At 50.4% G+C, this 21,206-nt stretch carries 16 protein-coding genes, 7 tRNA genes, 1 riboswitch and 1 other annotated feature; of the genes, 20 read left to right on the top strand and 3 right to left on the bottom strand.

Annotated features, from left to right (window positions below):
- Window positions 1-47: 47 nt before the first annotated feature.
- From NW747_RS00530 to NW747_RS00475, 12 genes are all read left to right on the top strand, one after another.
- Entirely contained in the window at window positions 48-3,722 is a 3,675-nt protein-coding gene (locus NW747_RS00530) for a PolC-type DNA polymerase III (RefSeq protein WP_273187484.1), read from the top strand.
- A 206-nt stretch (window positions 3,723-3,928) separates the two neighbouring features.
- A tRNA-Val gene (locus NW747_RS00525) sits at window positions 3,929-4,005 on the top strand.
- A gap of 139 nt (window positions 4,006-4,144) precedes the next feature.
- A complete protein-coding gene (locus tag NW747_RS00520; RefSeq protein ID WP_273187482.1) occupies window positions 4,145-5,053 on the top strand; it encodes an EamA family transporter in 909 nt (302 codons plus the stop codon).
- Window positions 5,054-5,229: 176 nt separating this feature from the next.
- Entirely contained in the window at window positions 5,230-7,026 is a 1,797-nt protein-coding gene (gene lepA, locus NW747_RS00515) for a translation elongation factor 4 (RefSeq protein WP_008860105.1), read from the top strand.
- Window positions 7,019-8,155, top strand: coding sequence for a radical SAM family heme chaperone HemW (gene hemW, locus NW747_RS00510; protein WP_273187479.1), 1,137 nt, complete (start codon window positions 7,019-7,021; stop codon window positions 8,153-8,155). The genes lepA and hemW overlap by 8 nt, the downstream gene beginning before the upstream one ends.
- A gap of 211 nt (window positions 8,156-8,366) precedes the next feature.
- Window positions 8,367-9,467 (top strand): alanine racemase, encoded by a 1,101-nt coding sequence (gene alr / locus NW747_RS00505; RefSeq protein ID WP_273187477.1) that lies wholly within the window; start codon window positions 8,367-8,369, stop codon window positions 9,465-9,467.
- Window positions 9,468-9,515: 48 nt separating this feature from the next.
- Window positions 9,516-9,591, top strand: a tRNA-Arg gene (locus NW747_RS00500).
- A gap of 59 nt (window positions 9,592-9,650) precedes the next feature.
- On the top strand, window positions 9,651-9,890 hold the full coding sequence (locus tag NW747_RS00495; protein WP_273187475.1) for a hypothetical protein: 240 nt from the start codon (window positions 9,651-9,653) through the stop codon (window positions 9,888-9,890).
- 151 nt (window positions 9,891-10,041) lie between these two features.
- Window positions 10,042-10,117 (top strand) — tRNA-Lys (locus NW747_RS00490).
- A 269-nt stretch (window positions 10,118-10,386) separates the two neighbouring features.
- Window positions 10,387-11,886: a threonine synthase gene (gene thrC, locus NW747_RS00485; protein WP_273187472.1), complete on the top strand. Its 1,500-nt coding sequence runs from the start codon at window positions 10,387-10,389 to the stop codon at window positions 11,884-11,886.
- An 88-nt stretch (window positions 11,887-11,974) separates the two neighbouring features.
- Window positions 11,975-12,130 carry a hypothetical protein gene (locus tag NW747_RS00480; protein ID WP_273187470.1) on the top strand — a complete coding sequence of 52 codons (156 nt, stop codon included), beginning with the start codon at window positions 11,975-11,977 and terminating at the stop codon, window positions 12,128-12,130.
- A 53-nt stretch (window positions 12,131-12,183) separates the two neighbouring features.
- Window positions 12,184-12,882, top strand: a complete 699-nt coding sequence (locus NW747_RS00475; protein ID WP_008860110.1) for a TVP38/TMEM64 family protein — start codon at window positions 12,184-12,186, stop codon at window positions 12,880-12,882.
- Window positions 12,883-12,939: 57 nt separating this feature from the next.
- Here NW747_RS00475 and NW747_RS00470 read toward each other — a convergent pair whose 3' ends face one another.
- The 3 genes from NW747_RS00470 to NW747_RS00460 form a co-directional block, all read right to left on the bottom strand.
- Window positions 12,940-13,806 (bottom strand): methylenetetrahydrofolate reductase, encoded by an 867-nt coding sequence (locus NW747_RS00470; protein WP_008860111.1) that lies wholly within the window; start codon window positions 13,804-13,806, stop codon window positions 12,940-12,942.
- Between the two features lie 3 nt (window positions 13,807-13,809).
- Window positions 13,810-16,185 (bottom strand): homocysteine S-methyltransferase family protein, encoded by a 2,376-nt coding sequence (locus tag NW747_RS00465; protein ID WP_273187468.1) that lies wholly within the window; start codon window positions 16,183-16,185, stop codon window positions 13,810-13,812.
- Between the two features lie 125 nt (window positions 16,186-16,310).
- A complete protein-coding gene (locus NW747_RS00460; protein ID WP_273094834.1) occupies window positions 16,311-16,973 on the bottom strand; it encodes a vitamin B12 dependent-methionine synthase activation domain-containing protein in 663 nt (220 codons plus the stop codon).
- Window positions 16,974-17,007: 34 nt separating this feature from the next.
- Window positions 17,008-17,251 (bottom strand) — a binding site (T-box leader).
- 265 nt (window positions 17,252-17,516) lie between these two features.
- On the opposite strand from NW747_RS00460, the gene NW747_RS00455 reads away from it, so the two are divergent.
- The 8 genes from NW747_RS00455 (at window position 17,517) to thiC (ending at window position 21,110) form a co-directional block, all read left to right on the top strand.
- Window positions 17,517-17,744, top strand: coding sequence for a hypothetical protein (locus NW747_RS00455; RefSeq protein WP_008860114.1), 228 nt, complete (start codon window positions 17,517-17,519; stop codon window positions 17,742-17,744).
- Window positions 17,745-17,886: 142 nt separating this feature from the next.
- A complete protein-coding gene (locus NW747_RS00450) occupies window positions 17,887-18,261 on the top strand; it encodes a hypothetical protein (protein ID WP_273187466.1) in 375 nt (124 codons plus the stop codon).
- A 6-nt stretch (window positions 18,262-18,267) separates the two neighbouring features.
- Complete coding sequence (locus tag NW747_RS00445) at window positions 18,268-18,933, top strand: DUF1638 domain-containing protein (RefSeq protein ID WP_008860116.1); 666 nt, start codon at window positions 18,268-18,270, stop codon at window positions 18,931-18,933.
- Between the two features lie 235 nt (window positions 18,934-19,168).
- Window positions 19,169-19,245, top strand: a tRNA-Asp gene (locus NW747_RS00440).
- Between the two features lie 2 nt (window positions 19,246-19,247).
- A tRNA-Gly gene (locus NW747_RS00435) sits at window positions 19,248-19,322 on the top strand.
- A gap of 3 nt (window positions 19,323-19,325) precedes the next feature.
- Window positions 19,326-19,399 (top strand) — tRNA-Cys (locus NW747_RS00430).
- A 32-nt stretch (window positions 19,400-19,431) separates the two neighbouring features.
- Window positions 19,432-19,520, top strand: a tRNA-Leu gene (locus tag NW747_RS00425).
- Window positions 19,521-19,662: 142 nt separating this feature from the next.
- Window positions 19,663-19,760: riboswitch (TPP riboswitch) on the top strand.
- A gap of 42 nt (window positions 19,761-19,802) precedes the next feature.
- Window positions 19,803-21,110, top strand: a complete 1,308-nt coding sequence (thiC, locus tag NW747_RS00420; protein WP_273187464.1) for a phosphomethylpyrimidine synthase ThiC — start codon at window positions 19,803-19,805, stop codon at window positions 21,108-21,110.
- The last annotated feature ends 96 nt before the right edge of the window (window positions 21,111-21,206 follow it).

Genomic DNA, 21,206 nt, shown 5'->3' with positions numbered 1-21,206 from the left:
AGCACCTTTCCGCCTGGGGCCGGTTTTATCACGAAAGGAGTACATACATGGGAAAATACCGTCTGCAGTCACGGAATAAGAATTCCATGATTACACTGATGGAGGTAGATACAGAATGCAGGGCCTGGTACATCAAGGCCGATGACAGGAATGCGGCTATCCGGGCTCTCAGGGATATGGGAAGGGAAATCCTGCCGGTGGAGTCTATTTATATCAATGGAGAAGACGTATCAGATGAAGTATTTTCATCCATTGCCATTCACATGGGCGCCCCTGTGGATCAGGGGCCGTCAGACCCCATGCCTTCCGGCGAGGCTGGTATGGACAGTATTCCCCTTCCCGATGAAGAACCCCTGGAAAATTATGCGCTCCCTCCTGATGATGTGCCCCTGCCTTCGCTGGATGATATTCCTCCGGAAGCAGCGCCGCTGCCGCCGGAAGCAGAAAGTGTGCCGGAAATGGATATGCCTGACATACTTCCAGACCTGACCAGCGTGCTCCCAAAGAGCGCCTTCGTTCCTTCCCCTAAAGATGGGGGAAAGAAGGGGGCCTCCAATGGCATCTATCTGGGCAGAAAGCACATTACCGGAGATCCTGTGGAAATCAGAACCATTACAGACGAAGCAGATGGTGTCATCTTCACGGGTACCGTCATCAGCTCTGAAGTGAGGGAACTTCGAAGCAAAAAGAAGCTTCTCCTCATGCGGCTGGCTGATGACAGCAACGGCATTCCCTGCAAGAAATTTTTTGATCATCCCGAGGATGCGGAGGGGGTGGAGTCACTGAAACCAGGCACTGTGGTGAAGGTGCGAGGCAACGTACGCTTTGACAAGTACTCCGGCGGTCTGACTCTGGAACTGCAGCAGATGGAAAAAGGGGAAGCCCAGGTCATTGACCATGAGGATACTTATCCCACGCCCCGGGTGGAACTCCATCTTCATACCAAAATGAGTCTGGATGGCCTCATTGATAATGAAGAAATCATCAAGACCGCTGCCAAATGGCATCATCCTGCCGTAGCTATTACGGACCACGGCGTGATTCAGGCATTTCCCAAAATCCAGGACCTGGCGGAGAAATATCACCAGAAGGTGATTTACGGTATGGAAGGGTACATGATTGATGAAATCCCGGAAGATCCGGATACGGACCGCCAGCAGTACAACCATATCATTATCCTGGCCAAAAACATTACAGGCCTTAGGAATCTGTACCGCATGGTCACCCTGTCCCATCTGAAATTTTATCGGAAACGGCCCTTGATTCCCAAACCCATTCTGGAAGAATACCATGAGGGACTGATTTACGGTTCCGCCTGCGTGATGGGCGAATTTTTCCGCGCCGTTCTGGCGGGGGAAAGCGATGAAGAGCTTATTGAAAAAGCCAAATTTTATGACTACCTGGAAGTGCAGCCGCTGGGAAATAATGAATTCCTTATCAATGAAGATAAATTCGGCAATGTGAATTCGAAAAAGGACCTGCAGGACCTGAACAGGAAAGTCATCGAAATCGGGGAAAAGGCAGGCCGTCCGGTATGTGCCACTTCCGATGCCCATTATATGTTTGCCGAAGACCAGCGGAACAGGGATATCCTGCTCTCCAACTGGGAAAAACCGGGGAAAATCGAATCCCATCCGCCGGTTTATATCCGCACCACCCAGGAAATGCTGGATGAATTTTCCTACCTCCCCAGAGACAAGGCCATTGAAATCGTGGTAACCAATACCAGGAAAATAGCAGAGCAGTGTGAAGTTTTAAAGCCCCTGGCAGAAGAATGGAAATCTTACAACCCGAAGATTGCAGGGGCCGATGACAAACTGGTGAAAATGTGCTATGACAACGCTCACGCCATTTATGGGGATCCCCTTCCCAAAATCGTGGAAGACCGGCTTACTCTGGAACTGACGCCGATTATCAAGCACGGCTACGGCGTACTGTACTACATTGCCCATAAACTGGTTAAACATTCCAACGACCGGGGATACCTGGTAGGCTCCCGAGGCTCCGTAGGTTCTTCCTTTGTTGCCACCATGTCAGGCATTACGGAAGTCAATCCACTGCCGCCTCACTATGTCTGCCCCAAATGCCACTGGAGCCAGTTCTTCACAGATGGCTCCGTAGGCGGCGGATTCGACCTGCCGGACAAGAAATGCCCTAAGTGCGGAACGCCGTTGAGCAAGAATGGTCATGATATCCCCTTTGCCGTATTCCTTGGGTTCGATGGAGACAAGGTGCCTGATATCGACCTTAATTTCTCTTCCGGCGATGACCAGGGTGTGGCCCATAAATACACGGAAGAGCTTTTCGGAAGGGACAATGTATTCCGAGCCGGTACCATTGCAGGCATCCAGGATAAGACGGCCTATGGATTTGTAAAGAAATATGCAGAAAACCGGGGCCTCACCTTTAATGATATTTTCATTGAAAAGCTGGCTGCCGGAGTGGCCGGGGTGAAGAGAACCACCGGTCAGCATCCGGCGGGCATTATGGTATGTCCTCGCGACATGGACATCCACAATTTCACGCCCCTTCAGTATGCAGCCAATAAAAAATACCTGAAAGATGAAGACGGTCATATCATTCCCGGCACCATTACTACCCATTTTGATTACCATTCCATTTCCGGCCGTATGCTGAAATTGGACATTCTGGGTCACGATGATCCGAAAGTTATCCGTATGCTCCAGGATATTACGGGAATCGACCCCATGTCCATTCCCTTTGATGACAAGAAGACCCTTTCCCTTTTCAGCTCCACTGAAGCGCTGGGAATTACACCCCAGCAGCTGGCGTCGGTGATTGGAAATAAAGGGGTGACGGTAGGCGCCCTGGGACTTCCGGAATACGGCACCCCCTTCGTCCGGGGCATGCTGGAAGACACCAGGCCTAAAAATTTCTCCGAGCTGGTGCGAATTTCCGGCTTCTCCCACGGCACCGACGTGTGGCTGAACAATGCCCAGGACCTCATCAAGAACGGCACAGTCAAACTGGAAGATGCCATTTCCACCCGTGACGACGTTATGAACTATCTCATCAAGCATGGCGTCAAACCGCTCACCTCCTTCAAGGTGATGGAGAATGTGCGTAAAGGGAAAGGCCTGGAAAAGAATGGTTCCAACAACAAGGCGGAACTGGATGCGGCCCATGTGCCCCAGTGGTTCATCGACTCCTGCCTGAAAATCGGCTATCTTTTCCCCAGGGCCCATGCGGTGGCCTACGTTATGATGGCCTTCCGCATTGCCTGGTTTAAGGTGTACCAGCCTTTGGCCTACTACGCTGCCTACTTTACCATCCGCGCCGAGGGATCTTTCAATGCGCCGGTCATTTTGAAGGGACTGGAATCCCAGAAACAGGAACTGGCCCGCATTGCGTCCCTGGAACATCCTACGGCTGTGGAAAAAGGCAATGCCACAGTCATCGAAGTGGCGGCGGAAATGTATCTCCGGGGACTGGAATTCCTGCCTATCAGCCTGGACAAGTCGGCAGCCTCCGAATTCAAAATGGTGGACGGGAAACTGCTGCCGCCTTTCAACTGCATTCCTGCCCTCGGTGATTCCGTAGCCAAGGAAATCGTAAGAGCCAGGGACAACCATCCCTTCACCTCCAAGGAAGACCTCCGGAAGAGGGGAAAGGTGAGCCAGACCATTATTGATACTATGGATGACATGGGCATATTGAAGGACCTGCCTGACGAAGAGCAGATGTCCCTCTTTGACTTCTAAGAGGAAGGACAGGGACGACTCAAAGAATGGGCGGTTAAAACTTTTCTTCTCCTCTTGAGGGAAGAAATACAGCCCCTTCCAGAGCCCTGTCCTTTTGTACTTTGAGCGCACTGCAGCTCCTTTGGACTGGAAAGGGGCCGCAGCGCGTCACCTTTTATAATATTTGCTTTTTTCTCTTATCCCATGATATAATGACCTCAGTATCCGGGGTTATAGCTCAGTTGGTCAGAGCGCTTCGTTGACATCGAAGAGGTCTTTGGTTCGAATCCAAATAGTCCCACCAGATTGTATGACCCGCCGTGATGGCGGGTTTTTGTGTATTGGGGAAGCACTGAATCATTGATGAAGTCTTTTTTTATACGAGCTTCCTCATGGATTTCCATGGAGCCTGTGGATTTCGAAAATGAAAAGAGGGGAGCCGAATGAAGCTCTTTGCAGTCATCATGGTTTTGATTGCCGGCACCATGTGGGCAGGGACAGGGCTGGCAGCTCAGGATTTTTTCAGGAAGAGCGGCCTTGATGCCATGGATCTCACGGTGTTCCGCATGTTTTCTGCGGGCATCATCATGTTTCTTGTATCCCTGATGAAAGGGCAGTGGAAGGCAGGGGTAAGGGCCGTCAAGAGAAAGCCCCTACTTTTTCTGGAGCTGATATTTTATGGCATCGTGGGGCTTATGCTTATGCACTATACCTATTTTGCTTCTATTGCGGCAGGAAATGCGGCTGCTGCCACAGTCATCCAGTATACCTGCCCGGCCATGGTGATCCTGTGGGTTTCTCTGAAAAATAGAAAGCTCCCGGCCCGGGGGGAACTGCTGGCAGTGGTGCTGGCCATAGCCGGTGTATTTCTTCTTGTTACCGGCGGTGATATCCATCGCATTTCCGTACCGGCAGCCTGCGTCTACCTGGCACTGGCCTCAGCACTTTTCTTCGCAGTCTGCGCTGTGTATCCCAAGCACCTGATGACAGTCATGGACAATTCCTTTATCCTGGCTATAGGCATGTTTACCGGTGCCATTTCTGCCTGGCTGATTGATCCGGTCACCGATTTTTCCGGCTTTTTTCAGCGTTCGGTGCTCTTTGATTCCTTCTGGATCGTTATCTGCGGCACCGTGGTGGCTTTTACCTGCTATAATGCGGGTCTTCATTACCTCAGTGAGGCCCAGGCCTCCGTCACCGCTACGGTGGAACCGGCAGTATCTGTCATTGCCTCCCTTTTCCTCTTTGACGTCCGCTTTGACTCTCTCCAGGCCCTGGGCATCCTGCTCGTTATCCTTGCCATTGCCGCACCGGGTCTTGTGGGAAGACAGGGAAGCAGACAGGAGAAGTGAAGTATGAGTGAAGGGGTACCTACTCGGCATGACACGAAGGCAGTCCATGTCAGCAGGAAATTATTGCCGAGGCTTTATTGCCCGCCAGGGCGCAGAAGTATTTCATAGAAGAGATATTTATAGTAAAATATAAATTGATGATAGAAGACAGACCATTCTTTTTTACAGGAGTCATTATGGATACAGAACATATCAGAAATTTTTCAATTATTGCCCATATCGACCATGGCAAGTCTACCCTGGCGGACCGGCTCATCGAGCTTACCGGCACGGTGCAGAAGAGAGATATGGAAGCCCAGATTCTGGATACCATGGATCTGGAGAGGGAAAGGGGCATTACTATCAAGGAGCAGTCCGTACGCCTCATGTACAAGTATGAAGACGGCGATACCTACGAGCTGAATCTCATCGACACCCCAGGCCATGTGGACTTCAATTACGAAGTATCCCGCAGTCTTTCTGCCTGTGAAGGGGCCATCCTTATCATTGATGCCACCCAGGGCGTGCAGGCCCAGACCCTGGCCAATGTGTACCTGGCATTGGATCACAACCTGGAAATCATTCCGGTCATTAATAAAATCGATCTCCCCAGTGCCGATATTGACCGGGTAAAGAAGGAAGTAGAAAATATCATCGGTCTCGACATGTCTGATGCCATTCCAGTTTCTGCCAAAACCGGGGAAAATGTGGAAGAGGTGCTGAAACGGATTGTGGAGCAGGTGCCGCCGCCTCCGGACAATACGAAAAAGCCGCTGCGCTGCCTTATTTTTGATTCCATCTTCGATTCTTACAAGGGAGCCATTGCCTATGTCCGTGTTATGGATGGAGAAATCAAGCCGGGCATGAATATCCGCATGATGGCCTCCGGCAAGGTGTATACGGTAACGGAAGTGGGGTATTTCTCCCCTTTCCCCAAGGCCTGTGATATCCTGACCTGCGGCTCCGTAGGCTATGTGGCTGCCAGTATCAAGAATGTCCAGGACTGCGAAGTGGGGGATACCATTACCACAGCGGAAAACGGGGCTTCCGAGGCCCTGCCGGGATACCGGAAGGCTCTCCCCATGGTTTTCTGCGGCCTCTATCCCATTGACAGTAAGGACTATGATAATCTGAAGGAAGCTTTGGAAAAACTTAAGCTCAACGATGCAGCGCTGGAATTTGTACCGGAAACATCCCAGGCCCTGGGATTCGGTTTCCGCTGCGGCTTCCTTGGACTTCTTCATATGGATGTGGTACAGGAAAGACTGGAAAGGGAATACCACTTAAAGCTTATCACCACGGCGCCTTCCGTTATTTACCATGTTTTCAAAACCGACGGCACCATGGTACCGGTGGATAATCCGGCAGAACTGCCGCCTATGACGAAAATCGAACATATCGAAGAGCCGGTGGCCAAGGTGGATATCCTGGTGCCATCGGATATGGTAGGCAACGTGATGGAACTGGTACAGAACCGCCGCGGCGTATTCCAGACCATGGAATACCTGGATGAGACCAGGGTGGATCTGACCTATAAGATTCCTCTTTCTGAAATTATTTTTGATTTCTTTGACAAGTTGAAATCCTGCACCAAAGGCTATGCGTCCCTGGACTATCAGCTGGACGGATATCAGAAGACCGATGCCGTGAAGCTGGATATCCTCCTGAACGGGGATCTGGTGGATGCCCTGTCCATCATTGTTCACCGCAGCAATGCGCCTGCCCGGGGCCGGGCTCTGGCGCTGAAGCTGAAGGATATTATTCCTCGTCAGCAGTTTGAAGTGCCCATCCAGGCTGCCATCGGAAGCAAAATTATTGCCAGGGAAACCATTAAGGCTTACAAGAAGGACGTACTGGCCAAATGCTATGGCGGTGACGTGACCCGTAAGAAAAAGCTTCTGGAAAAGCAGAAGGAAGGAAAGAAGCGCATGAAACAGGTGGGCAGTGTAGAAATTCCGCAGGAAGCATTCATGGCGGTTCTGAAAGATGACTGACCTGGGACTTTATATTCATATACCCTTCTGTAGAAGGCGCTGTGCCTACTGCGGCTTCTATTCCATTGGGAGGAAACCGGATGACTCTTTTCTGAAAGCCCTGGCAAAGGAAATGGAAATGAGAAGCCCCGCCTTTCAGGATTATCTCTGCGATACCATCTATCTTGGCGGCGGTACACCTTCATCCCTTTCGGAAAATCAGCTTGCAGAAGTGATGGACAATATCCGGCGCCGGTTCCATATATCGGACCATCCGGAAATCACCATGGAAATGAATCCCTGCGATATGACGGATTCCTACCTGCGCCATGCCAGGGCTCTCGGCATCAACCGCATTTCCATAGGCGTAGAGAGTCATGACGACAGGCTTCTTAGAACAATCGGCCGTCTTCACACTGCTTCGGAAGCGGAAAAGGCGGTGAAGAGGGCCTGGGACTTGGGATTTCGTAATATCAGTGTAGATCTCATGTATGAACTGCCGGGGCAGAGTGTCATGGATTTCAGAAAATCTCTTCTCTGGGCAGTGCACCTGCCCATTACCCATGTGTCCGTGTACAGCCTTATCCTGGAAGAGGGCACCCGCTTTGCCCAGCTGGCAGACAAAGGAAAGCTTCCAAGGCCTACCGAAGAGGAAAGCTGGGCCATGTACCAGGATATGTGCCGCATCCTTCCTCATTACGGCTTTGAACGGTATGAAATATCCAGCTTTGCCCGGAAAGGATACCGCTCCCGGCATAACCGGAAATACTGGGAACTTTCTGACTACCTGGGACTGGGACCGGCGGCGTCTTCCCGCATCGGCCGTACCCGCTTTACCATCAGCCCCGGCGTGAGGATGTATGAAAAAGATCTTTTGACCGGCAGCGCTCCGGCAGAAGAGATAGAAGAGCTGACGGAAAAGGATGAAATGGAAGAATATTGTTTCCTTCACCTGCGCATGAAAGAGGGCATTCCGCTGGATGACTTCGAGCACCGCTACGGCCATCCTCTCTCCTTCTGGTATGGCAGACAGGTGGCAATGCTGAAAAAACAGAAACTGCTTACAGAGGAGGACCGTCATCTCTTCCTCACTTACCATGGAGCGGCTTTGGGAAATTATGTGTTTGAGCAGTTTCTGAGAGATGAATAGCCACGGGAAAAGGTGAAGGAATGAGACTTGCCCTTTCTCTTCACTTACAATTTTGCGTCAGGCCCTTTTCTTTTTAGCGCCGTTGCATTATGATAAGGGTAACCCTTTGGAATACAATTTCATAAGGACTACGAAGCATCGCGGCTTTCTGACGGGGAAAACCCGTGAATTTCAGCTGCGGTGACTTTTTTTATTGGAGGGAGATTTTGTTATGCCTGTTTCTTACATGGAAATCAATCTGAATGCACTTCGCCACAATCTGAGAGTCATTCGCCAGCACCTGCCCAAGGAAGTGAATGTATTGGCCGTGGTTAAAGCCAATGCCTATGGTCATGGCGCTGTGGAAACACTCCGCATTGCAATGGAAGAAGGATATACGGCAGCTGCAGTAGCCAGGGTAGAAGAGGGCGCGAAGCTCCGGGAAGCCGGATTTACCTGCCCCATTTATGTACTGGGCCTTCCCCTTCCGGAAGATATGCTCATGGGTGTAAAATATGACCTCACCCTTCCGGTGGACGATACGGTAGACCTTGACGCTTTTGAAGATATTGCCAAAGGCGCCGGTAAAACAGTGGAAGTCATGATGCCGATTGATACGGGCATGAACCGCATCGGCACCCATCCGGAAGATGTGAAGCCTTTCCTGAAAAAACTGGCCGGTTATCCCCATCTTCATCTCCATGGCACCTGGACCCATATGGCTACAGCAGACTGCAAAGATAAGTCAGCAGCCCTGAAGCAGCTGGACCGCTTCGATGAAGCCATTGCCCAGATGTCGGTCACCGATGATTTCGTCATTTCCTCTGCCAACAGTGCCGGCGTCATCGACATTCCTAAGAGCTGGCATAATCTGGCCCGCCCGGGCATTATTATCTATGGACCCCAGCCTTCTGATGAAATGGAACATAAACTGGATCTCCAGTATGTCATGCGCATCGTGAGCCATGTGACCCATGTACAGACACTGCATAAAGGAGAAGCCATCGGCTACGGCGGCACCTATGTGGCTGATAAAGACATGAAGACCGCCACCGTCCCCATCGGCTATGCTGACGGTTATCCCCGCTGCCTCTCCAATAAGGGAGAAGTTCTCATTGGTGGAAAACGCTGCCCCATTGTGGGACGCATCTGCATGGACCAGTTCATGGTGGCAGTAGATGATTCTGTGAAACCGGGCGATGAAGTCATCCTCATGGGCCGGCAGGGAGAAGGGGAAATCACCCTGGACGAAGTGGCAAAGACCGCCGGTACCATTCCTCATGAAATCACCTGTGACCTCAAGAGAATTCCCCGGGTTTTTGTAGAAAAATAAAAACCTCTTTCCTTTATCCACCCTTTGTGCTATAATACTCCTTGTTAGGCGTCTATAGCTCAGTGGATAGAGCACTGGTCTCCGGAACCAGGTGTCGAGAGTTCGAATCCCTCTAGACGCACCAGAAATTTGAAATCCTTATGCCTTTCATCCGGCATAAGGATTTTTTGATAAGGAGGACCTATGGATAAGGACGAAAAAATCGATTCTCCGGAAGAGAGAGAACTGACGGAAGAAGAACTGCAGGAGTTCATGGCATCCTATAAAAGGGAGCTGGCCCATATCTATAAAATGGCCAGTGCCAAGAAAGCGTTCATGGCCCGTCAGCACCTGCCCCATCTGAAAGAGGCGCTGGAAGCCTGCGACCGGGATATGAGGGCGGATATTGAAGAACTGAAACAGAAATATGGCATTCATTATTAATTCTCATCAATATCTAATTTGAAAAAACAGGCATCTTATGGTATAGTATCTTTGTTGCCCGATGAAGGCAGTCATCTGAAAAATCTTTCAAATCAAATAAAAAAAGATTTGACAGATGATGAAGAAAATGATATAATCATTTCCGTTGAACGGACCATTAGCTCAGCTGGTAGAGCACCTGACTCTTAATCAGGGTGTCCGGGGTTCGAAACCCTGATGGTCCACCAAGAACTTACATCCCACGAGTTTTCGTGGGATTTTTTATTGCCTGTCATACCTGGCTCCACTGGACTGGCAGCGGGGTACCGATGAAAGTGACGGCGCGGCTGCTTTATAACTGCTGCTGTAAAACAGCAATTTTCCCCATCGGCTGCCCAGGGGCCATTGCACCTGAAAACTCTCATGGGGAAGGCAGGGCCCCACAGAAGGCCCTGTCTCTCCCCTGCCATTTATGATAGAATAGGTGCAAACGGGAAAAATTCTTCGGAGGTGTCCTATGAAATACAGAAGTACCAGAAGTAATGAAACAGTAACGGCAGAAGAGGCGCTGGTGAAAGGGCTGGCTGATGACGGCGGCCTGTATGTACCGGAATTTCTCCCGGCTCCTTTTCTTCATGCAGATGAACTGAAAGATATGACCTATGAGGAGCTGGCAGCGTTCGTGCTGTCCCATTTCCTCACGGATATTCCGGAAGAGGAGCTGAAAAAGCTGACTCACAGTGCTTATACCGGTACTTTTGAAACAAAAGACATTGTACCGGTTAAGCCCCTGTCTCAGGCATTTTCCATGGCGGATATGTTCCATGGCAGGACCTGTGCTTTCAAAGATCTGGCGCTGTCTCTTTTCCCCTATCTTCTTGTATATGCAAAGAAAGAGGAAAAGGATGATCAGGAAATCCTGATTCTGACTGCCACTTCCGGCGATACGGGAAAAGCAGCACTGGAAGGATTCCGCGATGTGCCGGGCGTCCATATTATGGTTTTCTATCCTTCCCATGGTGTCAGCCCGCTGCAGAAGGATCAGATGCAGAAGCAGCTGGGCAGCAATGTGAAGGTGGTGGGTATTGAAGGCAATTTTGATGATGCCCAGGGAACGCTGAAGCAGGTTTTCGGAAGCAGACTTCGGAAAGAGGAAGCAGAAAAGGGTGTTCTTTTCTCCAGCGCCAATTCCATTAATATCGGCCGTCTTCTGCCTCAGGTGGTGTACTATGTATGGATCTGGCTGAAGCTTTTGAAAAATGGTTCCATCGGCGAACATGAATCTTTCAACGTGGTAGTGCCTACCGGCAATTTCGGCAATATTCTGGCTGCCTGGCTGGCAAAGCAGGTGGGAGCACCCATTGGCCGGCTGATCTGCGCTTCCAATGAAAACAAAGTACTGGCGGACTTCTTTGAAACCGGTGTATATGATATCAACCGTCCTTTCTACATGACCGAAGCACCGTCCATGGATATTCTCATTTCCTCCAATTTTGAACGGTTCCTCTACTACCTTACCGGATCGGCAGAGCAGGTGAGGGAAAGTATGGACAGATTGAAGAAGGAAGGAAAGTATGAAGTTTCCAAAGAGACCTTTGCCAAGGCAGACATGGAAATGATGGGCGGCTGGGCTTCTCCGGAAGATATGTCCCATGCCATGAGCGAGGTGTACGAAAACTATGATTATCTCATGGATCCTCACACCGCTGTGGCCTATGCGGTTTATGACCATTTGAGAAGGGAAGGGGAGATTCCCCGTCATTCCCACACTGTCATTATCAGTACGGCCCATCCATACAAGTTCCCTGGCGTAGTAGCCAAAGCACTGGGTCTTAAAGAAATGGAAAGTCCCTACGATACGCTCCGTGAAATTGCAGATAAAACGGGCATTCCTGTTCCTAAACAGCTGGGAGAGCTGGAAAATCGTCCGAAACGGTTTATGGAGACAGTGGACCGGAAAGATATGGCTGATACAATCCGCAGCTATGCGGACGAAATCTGTGGAAGCAGTCATTGACCGAACTTTCGGGAGCAGTGAAAAAGCAGACGCCAAAGGTCTGCTTTTTCTTTTGCCCTAAGGGAGCCTGTGCAGGGAGCTTTTCCCTATGATGGAAGGGGTCTTACCGGAAGCCTGGGATTTAATTTTATTTAAAACAATGGTATTATATATTTATAAAACAGCAGATAATATAAAAATAGGGAAAGAGCTTTCTGCCTTTATGGAGAGGAGGATTTGTCAAGGTGAATCTCTTCTGCTTTAGAGGCTGGCTATCCTTCTGCTTTTTGCGTATTCTGTATATAACAGAGGCCTTTTATGAGATATCGAAATTGGAATGAGAAGGGGGAGCGGAAATTCCGCCTCTCTGTTCTTGCGCTGCTGATACTGGTGCTGGCGGCTATCCATTTCTTTGATCCTACTTTTTACCCTACCATTTATCATTTGTCAAAGGATGGAGATCTGAGAGGCACCATTGCGTACCTGCACAGCTTTGGTATTTATGCTGCCTTCATGAGCTTTTTCATTGATGTGGTCATCAATATCGTCGGATTTCTTCCATCCATTTTTATTTCCACGGCGAATGGACTGATTTTCGGCCTTTTCTGGGGTGTTATCATTTCCTGGCTGGCGGAAACAGTGGGAGTCCTTATTTCCTTCTATGTCATGCGTACTCTTTTCCGGGGCATGGCTATGAATATTATCAATAAGAGTAAAACGCTGAAAAAACTGGATTCCTATGATTCCTGGCAGGCCATGGCGGCTGCCAGAGCCATTCCCTATATGCCCAATGGTCTGGTCACGGCTATTGCGGCCCTTTCCAGCATGCATTTCCGCTCCTACGCCCTGGGCTGTCTCATCGGCAAGCTGCCATCCACGGCTATGGAAGTGGTGCTGGGACATGATGTGGTCAATATGGAGGAGCATGCTTTCCGCCTGACGATTCTCATCATTATGATTACGCTGATTTATGGTGGTATATGGTATTACAATAAGAAGAAAAAGAAGAACCTTTGAGGTGGATATGAAAAAGCAGCATCCTGGGAGATGCTGCTTTTCTGGTTTACGGATATTTTATTTATGGGTTCGGCAGATTTCTGCCACCGCATCCACATCATTTACCGGCATGAGATGGGCGCCGTCGGCGTGGATGTCTCTTAAAGCCTGTACCAGCTCTCTGGAAAGGGCGATGCCCGTTTCGCGGCCTCCCGTTTCCATGGCCTTCATCACCGCCGGCGGAATGAAGATGCCGGGCACATGGCTGTTCAGGTAATTGGCCATTTTGAAGCTCTTTAAGGGGACAATGCCGAAGAGGATGGGAAGGGAAAGGTCTTTGGCGGCAGCAAGGAAATTTTCTGCCTGTCGGATGTCGTAAATTGGCTGGGTCTGGATAAACTGGGCGCCGGCCTTCTTCTTTCCTTCCAGCCGCCGGATTTCCTTGTCCAAATCATCGGCGCCGGGGTTGGCAGTGGTGCCGATGTAGAAGTCAGCCGCTTCTCCCAGCTCATGGCCCATCATGTCATGGCCTTCGTTCAGGGCTTTGGCGATTTCGATGAGGCCCGTGGAGTCTACTTCAAAGACTCCCTTGGCATCGGGGTGGTCGCCTATGGAAGGCGGATCTCCTGTGAGGGTGAGAATGTTATGGACTCCCAGGGCGTAGGCGCCCAGCAGTTCCGCCTGCAGGCCGATGACATTTCGGTCCCGGCAGGTGAGGTGGAAAATGGATTCCACCTGATAGCGGCTCTGGATGATGGAGGAAAGGGCAATGGGGCTCATGCGCATTTTAGCCATAGGGCAGTCCGCAATGTTTACGGCGTCCACATAGGGGGCGACTTTGACTACCTGCGCTTCTGTGACCGAGGAAGAGGCACTTTTGGGCGGGTCCAGTTCCGTAGTGATGGTAAATATATGCTGATTATGTTTTTCTTTTAATGTACTCATCAATCATTCCTCTTTTCCTGTCAGCCGGTCTGCTATTTTAACGGCGGCAATGCCGTCTCTGCAGTAGTTCGGCGCGCCGATGCGACTGGCATAATCCTGGGTAACCACGGCGCCGCCTACGAGAATTTTAACGCCGGGGGTTTCTTCTTTTAATGCTTTCACGGTATGTTCCATTTCCGGCAGGGTGGTGGTCATGAGGGAGCAGAGGCCTGCCAGATCTGCATGATGGTCTTTGACTGCTTGAACGAAGACCTCTGGATCCACGTCTTTTCCCAGGTCAATGACCCGGTATCCGCTGTTTTCCATGAGAGCGGCTACAATGTTTTTGCCCAGGTCGTGGATATCGCCTTTGACGGTGCCGATGACCAGGGTACCCTTGGCGGAGCTGTTCATTTCAGGAAGAATTTTCTTCAATTCTTTGAAAGCGGCCTGCATGGCTTCTGCCGCCATCATGACCTGGGGCAGGTATACTTTTCCGGCACCGTAGCCGTCTCCGATTTCCGTCATGGCAGCGGTAAGGCCTTCTTTGATAATGGTTTCCGAAGAAATTCCATTGTCCAGCAGTGTTTTGATGAGGGCGGCCGATTCTTCTTTTTCTCCGTTCTTTACTGCAGCTTTGATTTTTTCCAGCGGCGGCAGGTCTTCAGAGGGGGCGCTCTTTGCTTTCGGCTCTTCAGAAAGGGCAGCGGCCCTGATGAAATCCCTGGCGCCGGGGTCAAAGCCCAGAAGCAGTCTGGCATTGATGAAAGCATCCTGGATATCCTTGTCCAGGGGGTTGATAATGGGGGCATTCATGCCGCAGGCAAAGGCCATGGTGAGGAAGGCTGCATTAATCCGGGGCCGGGCAGGAAGGCCGAAGGAAACGTTGCTTGTGCCCATAACGCAGGGAAGACCGAATTCCTTCTTATATAAAGAAATGGTTTTCAGCGTTTCTCTGGCACCGGTGTCGGAGGAGCCGATGGTCAGCACCAGGGGGTCCAGCAGGAGGTCTTCCTTCCGAAGGCCTGCTTTGAGGGCTTTGTCAATGATGGCAGCGGCAATGCGTATCCGTTCATCCGCCGTTTTCGGCAGATTTCCCTTTTCCAGAGGGAGGCAGAGTACGGCGGCACCATAGGTTTTGGCCAGTTTCAACACCTTTTCAAGAATTTCATCATCGGCGCCGTTGACGGAATTGATGAGCGGGCGGCCGGGGTATACTTTCAGAGCTCTTTCCAGCACCGCCGGGTCCGTGCTGTCTATGGACAGAGGTACCGGGCAGAGCATGGAGAGCTGGGAAATGACTGTTTCCATGGCTTCTCTCTGGTCGATACCGGGAACACCCATATTTACATCCAGTACATCAGCACCGGCAGCTACTTCTGCCAGCCCTTCCTTCTTGACGGAAACGAAGCTGCCCTTCTGGATATCTGCTCTCATTTTCTTTCTTCCCGTGGGGTTGATTCGTTCCCCGATTTTGACGGGAGCATAGTCGTCACCGATGAATACGGTTTTTGTCCGGGAAGTGAGGGCGGTGAAGGGCTTCACTTTCGGCGGCAGAGTCAGGGGGACATCTTTTAGCACCTCTGCCACTTTCCGGATATGGTCCGGCGTGGTGCCGCAGCAGCCGCCCAGGTAGGATACGCCGATTTTAGCAAATTCCGGAGCATAGGATGCAAATTCTTCCGGCCCCAGGGGGAAGCGGGTTTCTCCGTTTTCCAGTACCGGCATGCCTGCATTGGGCTGGATAATCACAGGCTTATTGGTGACGGAAACCATCTGGCGGGCGGCCTCCAGCAGCTTGTCAGGACCTACAGAGCAGTTGGCTCCGATGACATCCGCACCCATGGCATCCAGAAGGATGGTGGCAGTAACGGGGTCTGTGCCTGGAATAGTCCTGCCGTCTTCGGAGTAGGTCATCTGGCAGATCACAGGGAGGCTGGCCGCTTCTTTGGCTGCTATCAGGGCTGCCTTCATTTCCTGGATATCGATGATGGTTTCAATGATGAGGCAGTCTGCTCCTGCCTGGGCCAGCGCTTTGGCCAGCCGGTAATAATTTTCGCAGGTTTCGTCAAAGGACAAATCGCCGATGGGTTTGATGAACTTTCCGGTGGGGCCCATGTCGCCGGCCACTTTCACTTTATCTCCGCAGGCAGCCCGCACATTCCGCACTGCAGCTGCAGCGATTTCTTCCACCTTGTCTGACAGATCGTAATCGGCCAGCTTCAGCGGAGAAGAACCGAAGGTATTGGTGGTGATAAACTGACTCCCTGCTTCCATATAGGCCCTGTGAATCTGCTGTACCACGTCAGGGTGGGAAATATTGTAATAATCGGGGCAGCTTCCTGCCTCAAGACCGAATTTCTGCAGCATGGTACCCATGCCGCCGTCAAATAGTATCATAAAGCACTCCTTTTCTGTGACATATGATTTTTCTATATTATATGATGGAATATGAAAGTTATATTTTCAAGAAATAATTTTCGAAATCCCGGTGCTGTGACAGGCGCTGGACTTTCTATTCTAACTTAATGCCTGAAGGGACAGGTGAGAAGAGAGCAGGTCCGGCATTTGGCCGGCGCAGGGCGCTGGCTGCATTGAGAAATGCCGATGATGGCGGACACAGATTTCCTTGGGAACAGCATGGAATGGTCTGTCACCTGGATGCCGATTTTATCTGCTTCGATGAGGCGGCAGAAGTCTTTCTGCTGGGTTACCGGCCAGTCTCCGTAGCCCGGAGAAAAGCGCCATACCGTTTTCTGCCCGTCCTTTGCAGCTTCCTTTTGGATGAGCCGGTCCACCTGGTCTGCCAGATGCTCGGTGGCAGTAGTGGCTGCCGCATCCAGAAGAAGACCCCGTACATAGTCTCCCGACTTGAAGGCAGCATCCGATGCTTTTTCGATTTCATCACCCACAGTCACCGCCAGCACGGCAGTGGACCAGGAATTGGCCAGATGGTGACGGATGCTGTTTCCGGACAGCACCAGAGGCGGATTTCCTTCAATCTTTCCTTCAGAAGGAGAATAGGGGATCACCTGCCAGATGCCTTTAGGCTCCGCCAGTGCCAGCGCCTCCTGTATGGCACTCTGTACGGCTTCTTCGGGAAAATTCTTACCTTTGGGATTCATGCCTGCATAGCGGAGCATTTCCTTCCGGTCTATTTCAAATAAAGTTCCATTATAGAAAGGCATAAAACCTCCTTAAAATAAAAAAATCTTCCATCCCTAAAGGGACGAAAGATTCGTGTTACCACCCAATTTTATCCATGCATTGCTGCATGAACCTCTATAGGTACGCCAGCCATAAGGCCTTGATACTTGAGCGCTGTATCGGGCGCACCCGGGATGCCTCATCATTCGGCCTTCCCTGCTCAGAGTCCATCTTCAGCAGCTCTTTGGCACTCCCTTCTCACCACCGGGAGCTCTCTTTGGCCTTGTCATCTGCCTACTCTTCTCTTCATCGCATGTCTGTAATTAAGTCTAACTATAGCATAGGAGACAGGAGGTGTCAAATGAAGAGTTTCGGGCGGCAGGAAGATGAGAAATGAAATTTCTTCCTTTATCTCTGACTATATGAGCAGAGGGAACAAAAGGCCCGGAAAACATGGGCGATTCCTCCTGTCGGCGCGAATCCATGGAAGACAGGAGGCCTATGGATTCTAATATGATTCTTCCCTCAAAGGCCGGCCGAATTTCAAATGAAAAACTTCCTGACATCCCTTGAGGGGCAGGCTCATGAAGCCCCTTGAAGATTGGCGCGTGAATCGCGGGATGACAGGAAGTTTTTTGTGCTGGAAATTTGAAGGGAAAAAAGCAGTCCTTTTAAAGCAGACATTTCTTATGGAAGGAACCCTCTTTCAACCGGACTTTACCGGGCCGGAAGCAGTCCGTCTTCCCACAGCAAAAGCAGAATTTCTACATGCAGACTTTGGCTTTCGGACATCTGAGACCCTGCTCAGATGATGAAGACAGAGGACTTCTTTGATTTCATTAGAAAAGCATGGATGAATTGTCATTTACAAATCTTTTAGTGTATGCCACAATAAGGACAGGAAATTCTATGTTGATTTCTTTTCTGAAAGCGATATCGGAATGAGCGATTTTTATGGATGAATTTAACTTTATCTTTCTTGCCCTGGGCTTCCTCATGACGATCTGGAGCTGGATGGCAGTCAAAAAGAAGGCGCCTGAGCGGCACTATCCCCTGTGGTATCGGGGCCTGCAGCTCTTCTGCATGGCAGTGATTCTGGCGCCCTGTATTCTGATTACTGTTTCTGAGGGGGAAAATCAAAACCTTTCTCTTTTTCTCTATGCCCAGGCAGCCGCTTTTGCCATTCTCCTTTTTCTGGATGGCGCAAAATCCCGGTTTGGCAGAGCGGTGTCTGATGGCAGATGGGGGAATGGAAAGGGCATGATTCTGTTTTTGGGTGCAGCTGTCACGGTTCTTATGTGGGCAGCTTTTGTTTATATGCTGAGGTGATATGAAATGGGAAATCAGACGGTCATTCTTGCCTGCCCTACACTGGCAGGAGAACTGAAAGAAGCGATGAAAGAGGCTCAGTCAGACAGTGTGGTCTATTTCATGCCGCCCGGTCTTCACCGGGACCCCAAGGTGCTTCATCATTATGTGCAGGATAAGATCGATCATTTTTACAATGTATCAAAAATCGTGGTGTGCACCACAGGCTGCGGCGGAGGAAATATAGGAATCGCCGCGTCTTCGGCGCCTCTGGTATATCCGAAAACCAGGGATTGCATCGATATCCTTCTTTCCGGAGACAGCCTGGCCGATTTGAAGCGGGATATGCATGGCGTTTTTCTTACGGAAAGTTGGATGGAGTTCATGAAGGAATCCTCCATTGATATGGAAAAGCTGGAGAAAAAGATGGGCCGAGACGAAGCTCATGGGTATCTGAAGAAGCTTTATGCGCCAATTCATGATTTTTATATTATTGATACCGGCTGCTATGATGTGGAGCCGGTGAAGAAGTACATCGAGCCTATGGTGGACCTGCTCAAAGCAGATCTTCATATGGTTCATGGCGGTTATGGTATTTTGCGGAAGATGGCTAAGGGAACCTTTGACGACGATTTCTTTGTGGTTCCTAAGGGGGAAAAGGTAAAGCCCGGTTCTTTTCCTGCAAACTTTTAATTAAGGAGGATGTCCATGGCATAAGACAATTTCATGGACCTGGACTTCCTGGCTCTTTTACGCAGGAAACTTTTTTCATAAAAAAGGGAAAAGTTTCAAAAAGGGTTTGGGAAAATCGGCCTGTATACTATGATTCTCTTTCATTTTCTCCCGTTTTTACCCATAAATGACAAAAGTCATCATTCCCTTGACAAAAAGGCGGATGGTGGGTATACTAATTAAGTAACTTACGTGCGGCCCGGTGGTGTAGTGGTCTAACATGCCGCCCTGTCACGGCGGAGATCGTCAGTTCAAATCTGATCCGGGTCGCCAGTGCGGAAGTAGCTCAGTGGTAGAGCACAACCTTGCCAAGGTTGGGGTCGCGGGTTCGAGTCCCGTTTTCCGCTCCATATGGCGGCATAGCCAAGCGGTAAGGCAGAGGTCTGCAAAACCTTTATCCCCAGTTCGATTCTGGGTGCCGCCTCCATATTTTAACTATTATAATCTTCATATATACCTGCCGGGGTGGCGGAACTGGCAGACGCAAGGGACTTAAAATCCCTCGAATCGTGAGATTCGTACCGGTTCGATTCCGGTCCTCGGCACCACATGATGATTCAGCTGGAACTTCAGGTTCCGGCTTTTTTAGTGTCTGGAGATGGGAGAGAAGTAAGAAAGACAGCCGGATGCTTTGCCTGCCGCTTCCCTGAACCTGAATCTTTTGAACTTTTTCCCTCCTATGGTATAATACATACATGCTGGGGGAGTCAGTGGACTGAGAGGATGAAATCCGACCCTTTGAACTTGATGCGGTTTATACCGACGTAAGGAAGCAGGAAATCTGTTTGTTCAAAGCCCGCTATGGCGGGCTTTTTTTCATGGGAGGAATCATGACACAGCTGGAAGCGGCAAGACAGGGAATCATAACGAAGGAAATGGAAACGGCAGCCCGGGATGAAGGGGTGCCGGCAGAATATATCCGGCAGGGAGTGGCAGAAGGAACCATTGTCATTCCTGCCAATATATACCACAAATCTCTTCATCCCTATGCCATCGGCAAGGGACTTCGCACAAAGATGAATGTGAATCTGGGCATTTCGGAAGATGTGTGCAATTATGAAACGGAGCAGGCAAAGGCGAAGCTGGCGTGGGAAATGAAGGCAGAAGCCATTATGGACCTGTCCTGCTATGGAGAGACGGCACCTTTCCGGGAATGGCTGGTGAAGAACAGCCCTGCCGCCATTGGTACGGTACCTATGTATGATGTAAAGGGCGTGCTCCATAAGGGGCTGAAAGACATGACTGCTGATGATTTATTTTCCGTGGTGGAACGGCATGCCAAAGACGGCGTGGATTTCATGACCATCCATGCAGGACTGAATCGGGAGACTGCAAAGCACATTATGCGGAACAAGCGGATTACCAATCTGGTTTCCCGGGGCGGTTCCATCCTTTTTGCCTGGATGTACATGCACGGGAAGGAAAATCCTTTCTATGAACAGTTTGACCGGCTTCTGGAACTTCTGCGGAAATACGATGTGACCCTGTCTTTAGGAGACGGCTGCCGCAGCGGCAGCGGCCATGATTCCACCGATGCCATCCAGATTTCCGAATTGATTAACCTAGGTGAACTGGTGCTCCGTGCCCGCAGGGCTGGTGTGCAGGTCATGGTGGAAGGCCCGGGCCATATGCCTATTTCTGATGTGCGCATGAATGTGGAAGTGGCCAAGAAGCTGACCCATGGGGCGCCGCTCTATGTGCTGGGGCCCATTGTTACCGATGTGGCACCGGGCTATGACCACATTACCGCTGCCATTGGCGGGGCTCTTTCTGCATCCTGCGGCGCTGATTTCCTCTGCTATGTGACTCCGGCAGAACATCTCCGTCTTCCTGATGTAGACGATGTGCATGAAGGCATTGTGGCTTCCAAAATCGCCTGCCATGCCGCTGACCTGGCAAAGGGCGTGAAGGGTGCTGCCCTGTGGGATGAAAAAATGTCCTGGGCCAGAAGAAAGGTGGACTTCAAAGAAATGATTCCGCTGGCCATCGATCCTGCCAAGGCCAGAAGGTATCGGGAAAGCAGCAAACCGGAAGATGAATTTACCTGTACCATGTGCGGTTCCATGTGCCCCATGAAGACACTGGATGAAATCCTGAATAATCGGAATCCGGAAGATGATCCTTTCGAGAAAAAATAAAAAAGCCCAGCCTTCCATTGGATAGGCGTCCATATAAAAAGGGGTGTTCCTTAAAAGGAGCCCCTTTTTGTATTGAATGGACCAGGGCACTTGATG

The sequence above is a fragment of the Dialister succinatiphilus genome (genome assembly GCF_928721695.1).
Taxonomy (GTDB): domain Bacteria; phylum Bacillota; class Negativicutes; order Veillonellales; family Dialisteraceae; genus Dialister; species Dialister succinatiphilus.
The sequence above is the reverse complement of the archived record's forward strand: the minus strand, read 5'-3'. Positions and strand labels throughout refer to the sequence as shown.